Origin of the sequence: Bifidobacterium jacchi (genome assembly GCF_009078285.1) — a bacterium.
GTDB lineage: Bacteria > Actinomycetota > Actinomycetes > Actinomycetales > Bifidobacteriaceae > Bifidobacterium > Bifidobacterium jacchi.
In genome coordinates, this window is the sequence record NZ_RQSP01000064.1 from 1 (window position 1) to 9,926 (window position 9,926).

General features: G+C 64.5%; 14 protein-coding genes. 1 reads left to right on the forward strand and 13 read right to left on the reverse strand.

The window, feature by feature from the left end:
- Nucleotides 1-82: 82 nt before the first annotated feature.
- The 7 genes from EHS19_RS10020 to EHS19_RS10050 all read right to left on the reverse strand — a co-directional run bounded on the left by EHS19_RS10020 (nt 83) and on the right by EHS19_RS10050 (nt 3,528).
- On the reverse strand, nt 83-370 hold the full coding sequence (locus tag EHS19_RS10020) for a hypothetical protein (RefSeq protein WP_151917624.1): 288 nt from the start codon (nt 368-370) through the stop codon (nt 83-85).
- A gap of 9 nt (nt 371-379) precedes the next feature.
- On the reverse strand, nt 380-721 hold the full coding sequence (locus EHS19_RS10025; protein WP_338325054.1) for a hypothetical protein: 342 nt from the start codon (nt 719-721) through the stop codon (nt 380-382).
- Nucleotides 718-1,017, reverse strand: coding sequence for a Gp19/Gp15/Gp42 family protein (locus tag EHS19_RS10030; RefSeq protein WP_241677213.1), 300 nt, complete (start codon nt 1,015-1,017; stop codon nt 718-720). Before EHS19_RS10030 ends, EHS19_RS10025 begins: the two co-directional genes overlap by 4 nt.
- A 92-nt stretch (nt 1,018-1,109) precedes the next feature.
- The gene (locus EHS19_RS10035) at nt 1,110-1,601 is read right to left on the reverse strand and encodes a hypothetical protein (protein WP_151917625.1); all 492 of its coding nucleotides are present in this window, start codon (nt 1,599-1,601) and stop codon (nt 1,110-1,112) included.
- Nucleotides 1,602-1,609: 8 nt separating this feature from the next.
- Nucleotides 1,610-2,101, reverse strand: coding sequence for a hypothetical protein (locus EHS19_RS10040; protein WP_151917626.1), 492 nt, complete (start codon nt 2,099-2,101; stop codon nt 1,610-1,612).
- Nucleotides 2,098-2,994, reverse strand: a complete 897-nt coding sequence (locus tag EHS19_RS10045; RefSeq protein WP_044090533.1) for a phage major capsid family protein — start codon at nt 2,992-2,994, stop codon at nt 2,098-2,100. The genes EHS19_RS10040 and EHS19_RS10045 overlap by 4 nt, the downstream gene beginning before the upstream one ends.
- Nucleotides 2,995-3,048: 54 nt before the next feature.
- Nucleotides 3,049-3,528: a hypothetical protein gene (locus tag EHS19_RS10050; protein ID WP_151917627.1), complete on the reverse strand. Its 480-nt coding sequence runs from the start codon at nt 3,526-3,528 to the stop codon at nt 3,049-3,051.
- Between the two features lie 135 nt (nt 3,529-3,663).
- Between EHS19_RS10050 and EHS19_RS10055 the strand changes: the two genes are divergently transcribed.
- Entirely contained in the window at nt 3,664-3,855 is a 192-nt protein-coding gene (locus EHS19_RS10055) for a cytochrome C (RefSeq protein WP_151917628.1), read from the forward strand.
- Here EHS19_RS10055 and EHS19_RS11590 read toward each other — a convergent pair.
- The 6 genes from EHS19_RS11590 to EHS19_RS10080 all read right to left on the reverse strand — a co-directional run bounded on the left by EHS19_RS11590 (nt 3,852) and on the right by EHS19_RS10080 (nt 8,962).
- Complete coding sequence (locus EHS19_RS11590) at nt 3,852-3,980, reverse strand: hypothetical protein (RefSeq protein WP_277752792.1); 129 nt, start codon at nt 3,978-3,980, stop codon at nt 3,852-3,854. The two genes, EHS19_RS10055 and EHS19_RS11590, sit on opposite strands and share 4 nt — an antisense overlap.
- A 63-nt stretch (nt 3,981-4,043) precedes the next feature.
- On the reverse strand, nt 4,044-4,292 hold the full coding sequence (locus EHS19_RS10060; RefSeq protein ID WP_151917629.1) for a hypothetical protein: 249 nt from the start codon (nt 4,290-4,292) through the stop codon (nt 4,044-4,046).
- Nucleotides 4,289-5,707 (reverse strand): VG15 protein, encoded by a 1,419-nt coding sequence (locus EHS19_RS10065; RefSeq protein ID WP_151917630.1) that lies wholly within the window; start codon nt 5,705-5,707, stop codon nt 4,289-4,291. The genes EHS19_RS10060 and EHS19_RS10065 overlap by 4 nt, the downstream gene beginning before the upstream one ends.
- Nucleotides 5,595-7,127, reverse strand: a complete 1,533-nt coding sequence (locus EHS19_RS10070; protein WP_151917631.1) for a phage portal protein — start codon at nt 7,125-7,127, stop codon at nt 5,595-5,597. Before EHS19_RS10070 ends, EHS19_RS10065 begins: the two co-directional genes overlap by 113 nt.
- 1 nt (nt 7,128) lies before the next feature.
- Nucleotides 7,129-8,556: a terminase gene (locus EHS19_RS10075; RefSeq protein ID WP_338325055.1), complete on the reverse strand. Its 1,428-nt coding sequence runs from the start codon at nt 8,554-8,556 to the stop codon at nt 7,129-7,131.
- Complete coding sequence (locus tag EHS19_RS10080; RefSeq protein ID WP_151917633.1) at nt 8,549-8,962, reverse strand: hypothetical protein; 414 nt, start codon at nt 8,960-8,962, stop codon at nt 8,549-8,551. Before EHS19_RS10080 ends, EHS19_RS10075 begins: the two co-directional genes overlap by 8 nt.
- Nucleotides 8,963-9,926 lie beyond the last annotated feature (964 nt).

Consider the following 9,926-nt stretch of genomic DNA (forward strand, 5'->3'; position numbering starts at 1 on the left):
TTGAGATCGCCGGCGTGGTTGAGCCATTCCACGACGAGGCGTTCCGGGACGATGGGAGGAGCGTCGGGCGTGTTCGTGTCCATCAGCCGCCTCCCAGCGCGTTGACGAGCGTGTTGTGCTTCGCGTTGTGCCGGTAGCAGCCGGGATCGCCCGTGCTGGTCGCGATCGAGGCCGCGCCCCGGCTCGTGGGCCGGGCGTCCAGGGCCCGGAACCGCGCGTGCTCGGGATGCTCGCATTCGCCGCGCGCCCGGCTGTTGGCCCGGTCGGCGAGCCGTTGGGCCTGCGCGTCGAGCACGGCCATGACCTCGGGGGAGCGGCGGTACTCGGTGAACGCGGGCAGGTTCAGTCTCACGATGTTCGTGTTCGCCATACCGGTCTCCTATCCCCTCGAGTCCGACAGTTCCACGAGCAGGTTCCACCGGGTGGGCGTAAGCCCTCCGTCCACGGGGATCGGGTCGCCTATCACCTGGTAGTCTCGGCCGCGCACCGTGACCCGCGCGCCGCGCAGACTCCGGTACGCCCATGCGCGGGGGAACGCGCAGGTGAGCGCGACCGACACGCCCTCGGGGCGGGTGGAGTCGGTGGCGTTCGCCTGCGCGCCCGGCCTGACGAGCACGTCGGCCACGGTCTGCGACTCCTCCGCCCATATGGGGTTGTTGCCGTCGTCGCGTTCGCCGGTGTCGACGTGCCATGTGACGGTCACCGGTTCGCCGCGCATCATGACGCCGCCTTTCCGGTGGCCATGTCGATGCTCCACATGCGCTGTCGGCCGATGCCGAGGAGCCTGCGTTCCGTCTGGTTCGGGTACAGGTCGCCCATCGGGTTCGCGTAGGTCAATGCCTCGCTGAACCCGTTGGCCGTCTGGGTGGACTGGGACACGCCGCCCGTGTCCTCGTTGATGAGGGCGCGTTTGACCATGCCGCACACGACCACGCGCAGCGTGTCGGCGGGCAGCAGCCGCCAGTCGGGGCACAGGCCCATGACCACCACGCTCGCGTCCTCCAGTTTCGCCTGCACGTGGGGTCTTTCCCCGTCGGTGAACGCGTGTCACCGGTCGGCGAGGTCGTCCACCGTGGCGAACGGGGGAGCCGGACTCGGATTCTGGCTGGTCATGCGTCCACCTCCATGCCGAACACGCCCGTGTCCTCCGCGCGGTCCGCGTCGGGGGACGCGGGGTCGGTCTGATGCCGCCGCCAAGCGTCGAGCACGAGCCGGGCCGCAGTGCGCGCCGCCTCGCTGGCGAGCGGCTCGTCGACCGTGGCCCGCGCCGCGTCGAGCATGCTCGTCTCGCGCATGTCGTCCGTCATCGTGCGCCCATCCGACCACGAGCCCGAAGCCTCCACGAACAGGTGGAGGTCATAGACGCTCAGTGGCATCTCGGTGATCAGATAGTTGCCCTGACGGAAGCCGAACAAGTTGACACCGGACACGTTCTTCAGGACGATATCTTTAGCGGGCGCGTCGGGACTGCCCACACGAAGCGTGAACTTGCCGGTGGGGTGGGTGCCGTTCGCATCCGGCATCCACCAGTAGACCATGCGCAGGTTCATCTGACTGCCGTCGTCGGGCAGTCCCGCACTGTGGGACGGTTCCGCGCCCATGTACAGGATCAGGCTTTTGGGGCGATCACGCCCGCCTCCGACAGGCCCGCGATCAGCTGGTTGAGCGTGGTCTTCAACGCCTTCGCATAGTCGAGCAGCGCCTTGAACTCCGCCTTCGTGGGGCTTTCGCCCGCCGCCTCCGCCGGGTCGGCGAGCGTGACCTGCGCGACCGGCGGCGACTGCTTCACGCCGCCGCGCGCCGCAGTGGACGCCGCGGGCAGCGTGTACGCGGCCGGGATCACCCCGTCCGCGATCATGGCGGCGGTCACGCCCTTGGCTTTGATGGACGCGGTGAGCACGCCGGAATCCTGGTCGCGTGTCAGGCTGATGCCGTCACCGGCAGTGAGCGCACCCTGCGGGATCGTGGTCGGCGCGTCACCGCCGGCCTTGAACGGGGTGCCGTCGGGATTGTAAAGGGCCACGGGCGCGTCCAGCGGGCCGGCCTTGTGCTTGGCCGTGCGCCGCTGGACGATGAGGTTCTGCACGGGGAAGCTCATCATGCCCCCTCGCCGGCCGGGGTCTTGAGCACCGCGAACCCCTTGGGATCAAGGACCGCGTACGCGAACACGGCCTCGGTGCGGTAGGCGACCATGTTCACGTTCTGCAGGTCGGTGCCCGCATGGTCCGGATCACCGTAGGGGATGACCGTGGCGAACATGTCGCGCACCATGCCCCATTTGATCAGGCTGAAGTCGCCCATGAGAGCGAGCACGCCGGTCGGCGTCTTGGCCTTGGTGCCGTTGACCGTGCCGGACGTGGCGGCGGTGATGCCATCCAGGCTGCCGGCCTGCAGGTTGAGCGGAATCTCCGGATAGAAGCGCATGCCGGTGGACGGGACGCGCACCTTGCGCAGGCGGGACGCCCACGTGCGCGACAGGGCGACGCCGTTGACGTCGTACGTCTGGTTGAGCGCGTCGGCCAGAGCGTCCACGTTCGCGATCTCGTCGTCGCCGGCGGGCACCTGCACGGCCCCTGCGGTCAGCGCGTCGTAGCCGGTGAGCGGCTCGCCGTCCTTGGGGTTGACGGCGTGGTAGATCACGTAGTCGAGGGCGCGGCCGATGGCGGCGGCCTGGTCGAGCTGGATCGCCTCGATGATCTGGGTGCGGTTGTCCTCGTCGGCCCACTGGAGCTCGTTGGTGACGCGCGTGGTGGTCTGCACCTTGAAGCGTTTCGCGCTCACGGTGGTGGTGTCCTGCTCGTACGAGCCCTTGGACTGGCCTTCGGCCACGACCTCGGCCTCGCTCTTGCCGTTGAACATGAGGAAGTCCTTGTCGGTGAAGATCATCGGGCTGGACGGGCTGAGCGCCGCGATGGTGCTCGTGTCCTTGGCCTTGTTGACCACCGCGGTGGCGAGCTCCCTGGGCAGGGGCAGTTTCTCCAATGTCATTGCCATGATGGTTCGTTTCCTTTCGGGAATGGGATTGGGATGTGGTTGCTTGGTAGGAGTTCAGTCGGAGAACATGCGGTTGACGAAGTCGCGGGTCTCCTGCCCCTTGGCAGGATGATCCGGCTTGCCGCCCTGGTTGGGCATGCCCTTGGGCTTGGGATGCGCCCACTGGTCGAGGGCCTTCGCGCACTCGGCCATGGCCTCGAGGCTGTCGCCGTGCAGCAGGTCCGCGGGCACGCCCGTGTCCTTGGACACCTGCGCACGCCACTCATCGGCCTGTTTCTCGGCCTTCAACGCGTCGAGCTCCTTCTGAAGCTTCGCGGTCCGGGCCTCGGCCTTCTGCGCCTCGCTCATCTGCGACTCCTTGAGCTGTTGCAGCTCGTCGGCGGCCGTCTTGTTGTCCTTGGCGCGCTTCTCCCACTCGCGTGAATGGGCGATGGCCTCGCGGTATTTCGCCTCCCAATCCGTAGGCTGCTGCTCGCCGTGCGGCTCCGCATTGTCCTGCGACTGGTTGGCGCTGGTGTTGGTTTCCTCGGCCATGATTCCTCCTAATGGTTGATACGGGGCCCGTTTCGGGCATAAAAAAACCACCCGTGCGGGTGGTCAAGAACAGTCTGGTGGTCGTCTCTCCTAATGTCTTGTCTGCGGGCCTTATCCGCGGAAAGGAGGACTCCAATGGGCAAAGTGAAGATCACGCTGAAGAACAGCGATCTGGCCGGAATCGGACGTCGGGCGGCTGACGCCTATGCCGCCGAACACAGTCATGAATGCGCTTACTGCCATAAGCACATCCAACCACCGGCCGACATGCCTGCCGGCGCGGTACCAGTCTGTGACGAATGCGCCAAAGCACGGCGTCTGATCTAATCCGACTGCTTGCCGTCATCATACTTATCGATGACGGCAAGCATGTCCGCAATAAACGCGCGCAGCTCGCCCAGGTCGGGTTTGACTTTCACCGTGACGGATGCAGGTTCAGCTGGTTTATCCATGGTTGGCTCCTTAAATGAGAAAACCACCCGTGCGGGTGGATGGGAATCTAGGGTGTAGGTGCGTTATAGCTTCCCCTGCGCTTTGAGCCGGTCATATTCGTCGGCCAAATCGAAAGTGGACGCTGGAAGTCCTTGGCGATACCGAGCCTTACCCTCTTCGCTTATCCAAGCTTGTTTTTCCTCCGGGTACGGATAAATGCCAGTTTTCTCGCATAGTGAAGCAACCTCCTCAGGATCGGTCACCTCAATCAGGTCTCCAGGGTGGAATACAAAACGGTCGTATTCCTCATCATCGAAGTGGTTGCTGTTCATAACGCCCAGTCTACCAGTCGGACGAACACCATAGGTCCCTGCTTCGTGATTTCCACTCCTTCTATTTGAAGCCGGCCCTTCCGGGCGAGAAGCACTTCCTCCTGTCGCTTCCGCGCCTTGCTGATTGGCTGGAGATAGACTGCGCTGCTACCGGGCGGGACAAGGATCCGGGTGGGGATCCGGTCAAGACTCCGGTCGGCGAGTACACCTCCGTCAAGCAGTGACGTAGCCATGTATCCGGGATGGTTATAGATCTTTCCTGGTGCAAGGTCGAAAGCATCTTCGACGGTTGACAGATCGAACGTGCTCAATGGCATGAGCCGGTCAACAGTGAATTGTCTCTGTGTCCAGTGGTCGCTCATGGCCTCGTCCAGGATGTCCATGCGTTCCCGGATGGTGTCGGTCATAGGAATCTGACCGTATAAGGCCTTGTTGGTTTCCTTGAACGTGCCGTCCGTCCACCCGCGTAGCGCTTTCCGCTTCTGTTCGGGTGTGTACGTGTCCCATGGCATACGCACGGTGAAGTCGGACAGCCTCGCCAGTTCGTCGGCGGTGGGTCTGATGGTCTTGTGGCTCCATCGGATGTTGGGAACAGGCGTGACGCCGTCGCTGAGCCTGCCGGCGTAGAGGCGGCGCATGGCGGCGAGCTCGGCGTTGCGTGGAGCGCCTTCTCCGGCGGCCGCTTTGCCGGCCGTGTACATGCTCTTGCATTCCTGCTGGGCGGGGGTGAGTACGTCGTCCTTCCAGCCTGGGATGACGGTGCAGTGGCATTTCCCGTCGTGGAAGCTGTCGCCGAAGTCGGCTTTCTCCTTGCTGTGGTAGACGAAGCCGCGGCCGGCGAGCATGACGCAGAACGCGCATGGCTTTGCGCCTCCGGTGACGCGCGCCCAGCGGGGCCCGGTGGGGTCGTCGGCGATGTTGCGTTGCATGGTGTAGCGTGCGGAGGCGCGCACCATGTCGGCGGCCCATTGCATCGCGTCGTCCATGTTCCTCAGGCTGGGCCACAGGTCGTCCACGGTCAGGCCTGCGCGGGATTGGCCGTTCTTCAGCTGCGTGTAGTTCAGACCGTTCCAGTCTCCGCCGTTGAAACCGCCGACCATGCGGTAGAGCGTAAAATCGGGGTCGTAGACACCGCTGGTGGCATAGTCCTCCAACGTGTAGCCGTACGCGTTCTCGTAGGCCTTGCGGACGGCGTTGTAGTAGTCGTCCGCCTGTTGGCTGGCGTCGCGCGCGTAGTCGCGCATGATCCCGGTCAGGTCGGCGTCCGCACGGCCGTAAGCGTATTCGATGGCGTCCGCCGCCTCATCGGCCAGAGTCTCCAGACTCGACTGGTACGCCTTGGTCAGCCGATCCAGAACCGTTTCCAGTTCCTTGCGGCTGCTGTCCGACAGTGGAGGCAGGTTCGGATTGGCCATCGGAACCTCCCTGCCTGCTCGAAGCCGCCTGTTGGCGTATCTGATCAATGTGCTCCTGTGCCCGTATCCGCTGCTGGTAGGCGCGGAAGCTCCTGAGTTCGTCGGCATTCAGGCCGAGCTTGCTCAGGCCTACGTCGGAGTCTGCCCACGTGGGGTTGGCTCCGGCGACCTTCGTGTAGTAGTCGGCGCGGGCCGCCTCGGACACGACGCGGGTCGGCGCCCACAATGGTCGTATGCCGTCCAGGTCGGGAGTCTCGGCCGTGTTGTCGCGCAGTTGGACGGCCATGCGCATCGCGTTCATGAGCTGGACGCCGAACGCGCGGTTCTGCCGGTCCGCGATCCGGGTCAGCTGGTCCTCCGCCGCGGCCAGGGCCTCCGCGCTGGTCGGGTTGGTCAGGCGGATGCCGAGCTGTTCGGCGGGGATGCCTGTCTCCGCGGACGCGAGCATGGCGATGGTCTCGAGCATGTCGCCGTGCGGCTGCATGGACGCCTGCGTGACCTGCTGAAGCGTGGGGATGTCCCCATTCTCGTCACGGGACACGGCGTTGATGCTCGAGACGAGACTGGACCACGTGTCCTGGCTGAACGCGTCCCGGTTGAGGCCGAGAAACCAGATTTTGGGCACGCTATAGAATTCGGCGGATGCTTCCATGCGGATCATGGTGCGCATGGCCATGTCGGTCAGGTTCATCAGCGTGCGGTTGATGCGGCTGTGACCGAACGGCCGATCTCCACGGTCGTAGACGATGGGCACCACCGCGACGCGGCCGAGCCGGTTGTCCTGACGTTCCGCATTCCAGCCTCCGGCATCATGCCGGCATGCATAGTTGCGGCCGGGAAGCCACGCGTTGAACGCGGTCATGTTGCCGTACTGGTCGTTGTCGGTGATGGTCAGGGCGGCGGCTATCCGGTGGCGCGTGTTGTCCCAGATCGCGGCCGACCAGTCCGCCGAACGCGGGATGACGAGAATGCGCTCCCCCGACGGATCGTCGGGGTCGTAGTCGATGGTCAGGAACGAGCAGGAGTGCTTGTAGCAGCTGATGATCGCCTCGCCCATCGTATCGGTCAACGCGTTGTCCATGACGATGCGCCCGATGCCGTTCGGGTCGCCGTCGGGAGTCTCGAACCCCTCGAACACACTCTTGTCCGCCAGGGCACGCACGCTTTTCTGCGGCCAACCGACCACGACGCCGGCCTTGGCGGCCACGACGTTGGGTATGGATATGCCGAGGTTGTTGAACCGTTGTTTGCCGTCGTAGAACGCGCTCCTGAGGAGGTTGCGCGCGTAGTGGTCGCGCCACACCTTGAGCAGGCGGCGAATGGTGCGCATGTCGTCGTCCGGCACGCCCCTGACGTGGCTGATCAGCGAGCCGGCGGTGTTGAGGTATGGGGTTCCGGAGGCTATGGAAAGGTCGGTCATGTCAGACCATCACCTCCTGTCGTCTGTTGGGGTTGCGTTTCGTGATGTAGGTGCCGTAGAGGGCGAGTGTGACCGCCACCAGGGGGCTGATGTCGATGTCGCTGCCGGTCTTGTTCCAGCCGAACGCGCCGGACTGGCCGATGTTCCTCGTGGTCGCGTTGGCGACCGCCGTGGCGAGCGCGGGCTGTTCGCTGTCGGGCAGGTGGGTGAGCTTATGGTCGCGCAGCATGTCGAGCAGGCGCCCGCAGGCGCGTCCCATGTCGCCCGCGTTCGTGACGATCACCCTCACATGCCGGGCCTTGAGGTCAGGCAGGAGCGCCATGGCCGGGGATTGGCCGTCGATGACCACGGATGCGGCGCGGGGCCAGTGCCCGGCGATGTAGTCCACCGCCCACATGCTGCCTTTGGCTTTCGTGGATTCGAACTCGCGCAGCTCGACGTGCGCCGAACCGTCCGCATGCCTGACGGCTCCGCCGATGGCGAGCGTGCTCCGGTCGGGGCTCATGTCGATCGCGTAGCCGACCAGATCGGACGAGTCCGGGATGACCGGGCCGTCGATGGAGGCCTGCTTCCACTGCTCCGGGTCGATGGCCGTATGCGCCGCGGTCTCGTCCCACACGCCCAATGCCTCGCGGCGGAACGAGTCCTCCGACAGCAGGTTGCGCATCCTGAGGATCGCGGTCTCCGACGTGCGTTTCGGATAGCTCGGGTTGGCCTTCGCCCATTGCTCGCGGTCGTCGGGGTCCGTGTCCCGGTCCGCCGACAGTTCCACGTACACCATGCCGTCCGTCCCGTTGAGCGCGTTGCGGCGTTTCTCCTCGAACGCCTCGGACTGGTCGCCGGGCTTGGGCGGATTACCCAAAAACACGACTAGCGGGTTCGGGCTCACGTTGACGATGGGGATCATGTTGTCCAAGGCGCGCACGGTCAGGATCTGCGCCTCGTCGAACACCTCCACGTCCACCGAGTGCAGGCCTCGGCCGAAACCGTTCTCACGCGCGCCGAACATGATCCGGCTGCCGTTGCGGAACGCGATCTCCTGCTGGCCGTTGGCACGGCGTATGCGTTCCACGTAGCCGCCGAGCACCCGGTTCCTGGCGATGTCGCACAGGTCGGCGAACGTCTCATCCGACGTGCGCGTGTGATGCGCGGTCCAGATGACCTTCAGCCCCTTGCGCAGGATCGCGAGGATGAACATCGCCGTGCCGATCGTGAACGTCTTGCCGATCTGACGGCAACTGGAGACGACGGTGCCGCCCTCCCCACACGCGTACCTGCCATCCTCGCGTTTCGCGAGCATCAGATACAGCAGCCCCTGCTGCCACAGGTCATACGAGATGCCCGCCTTGACGGCGACCTTGTTCAACACGGTGAAATCCGAGCCGACGATACCCGACGGCCGGACCAAGTGAACCGCGATCTCAGACAACCGACGCTCCGACATCCTCGCCCACCTCCTGTTCGTCGAGCAGTCCGGCCAGCGGATCACCACCGGACAGACTGTGCAACTTCTCGCACACGGCGAGGTATTTGGCGACGATGTTCGGCATCGCGTTCGCCGGCGTGTCCGGATCATCCACATACGCCTTCAAACGGTCGCGCACGTGACGCAGCTCGTCCTCCATGCTTCCATCCATCATCCGGTCGAACTCGCGGCCGGTCAGAGGCGCGGGCTTCGCGTCGCGTTCCGGTTCGGGCTTCGACGAGGGACGTGATGGGTCGGTCTTGTTCTGGCGGGCTCGCTGCGCGGCCTTCCGGCACGCGGCCCCGCAGTACTTGGCGGTGGACCGCATGTTCGGGGGCAGTGGGTTGCCGCAGTGGGCGCATGCTCGCATCCGTGACACCTCCAATCTTCCGTGACATGTCACGGATGCAAACTGCGGGGAGAGAACGGCCCTGTGCCCGAGGTGGCAGTGAGGGCCGGGGCTGGGGTGGCTCCCCCTGGGGTTACCAGTCGCCGCTCGTGCTCAGTGGCATCGTGGTGGCGTTCGGTGTTGGTTTGTGTGCGAGTCGGGCTCTCGCGTATGCGTCGCTTTTGTTGAGACTGTTGCTGTTTTCGTGGGCTGGATAGTGGGGCACCATGGTCACTATGGTTGGGCGCTAGGAACGAGAGAGCGGGGTGCGGCTGTAGCGCGCTGCTGTAGCGCAACCATGCCCCGAGACGGCACATTGTTTTAGCGCGAGTGCTGTAGCGCAGTAGCGCACTCTTGCTGCATAACCCTTGGCTGTGCTGTGCTGAACCGGTCTGTGCCAGTCCGGTCTGTGCCAGTCCGGACCCGTCCGGACCGTCTGTCACGCGATGCAAAAAACGGGTAAAACCGCGTCGCGTGACATGCTGCGATCGGGGGGTGATGCTCAGTCGTCGTGCTGTCGGCGTGCTGCGTAATTGCAAAACGGCGGAATTGCAATGATTCGGCGCGGGGTTGTGCCGGGCTGAACCAGGCCGGTCTGTCACGCGGCGTGAAAATGGGGCAAAACCGCGTCGCGTGACAATTCGGTCTGTCACGCGACGACGAAATCGTCGATTATTGCGTTGCGTCCCACTGTTGTGTGGTTGTTTTGCGGGATGGAACGCGCAGTAGCGCAGTAGCGCAAGGATTTCTCGGAAAAAAAGGGAACTTCGTGGAATCCTTGCGCTGGGACAGGGCTTAGCGCAAGGATTCTACGAACTCAGGGCAAATCCCGAAAAATCCTTGCGCAAAGGAAGCGCGAGGAAGCACGAGGAAGTACGAGCGAGAGGGGTACAGGAGGGGAGTCGGAGAAGGATGCCAGAGCAGGGATGCCACTGAGCGCAAGTTC

Bases quoted from the DNA above. Each gene is read 5' to 3' on its own strand.
- EHS19_RS10020 (WP_151917624.1), bottom strand. From the start codon at position 370: ATGGCGAACACGAACATCGTGAGACTGAACCTGCCCGCGTTCACCGAG.
- EHS19_RS10035 (WP_151917625.1), bottom strand. From the start codon at position 1,601: ATGGGCGCGGAACCGTCCCACAGTGCGGGACTGCCCGACGACGGCAGT.
- EHS19_RS10070 (WP_151917631.1), bottom strand. From the start codon at position 7,127: ATGACCGACCTTTCCATAGCCTCCGGAACCCCATACCTCAACACCGCC.
- EHS19_RS10065 (WP_151917630.1), bottom strand. From the start codon at position 5,707: ATGGCCAATCCGAACCTGCCTCCACTGTCGGACAGCAGCCGCAAGGAA.
- EHS19_RS10040 (WP_151917626.1), bottom strand. From the start codon at position 2,101: ATGATGAGCTTCCCCGTGCAGAACCTCATCGTCCAGCGGCGCACGGCC.
- EHS19_RS11590 (WP_277752792.1), bottom strand. From the start codon at position 3,980: ATGGATAAACCAGCTGAACCTGCATCCGTCACGGTGAAAGTCAAACCC.
- EHS19_RS10060 (WP_151917629.1), bottom strand. From the start codon at position 4,292: ATGAACAGCAACCACTTCGATGATGAGGAATACGACCGTTTTGTATTC.
- EHS19_RS10055 (WP_151917628.1), top strand. From the start codon at position 3,664: ATGGGCAAAGTGAAGATCACGCTGAAGAACAGCGATCTGGCCGGAATC.
- EHS19_RS10025 (WP_338325054.1), bottom strand. From the start codon at position 721: ATGATGCGCGGCGAACCGGTGACCGTCACATGGCACGTCGACACCGGC.
- EHS19_RS10045 (WP_044090533.1), bottom strand. From the start codon at position 2,994: ATGGCAATGACATTGGAGAAACTGCCCCTGCCCAGGGAGCTCGCCACC.
- EHS19_RS10080 (WP_151917633.1), bottom strand. From the start codon at position 8,962: ATGCGAGCATGCGCCCACTGCGGCAACCCACTGCCCCCGAACATGCGG.
- EHS19_RS10050 (WP_151917627.1), bottom strand. From the start codon at position 3,528: ATGGCCGAGGAAACCAACACCAGCGCCAACCAGTCGCAGGACAATGCG.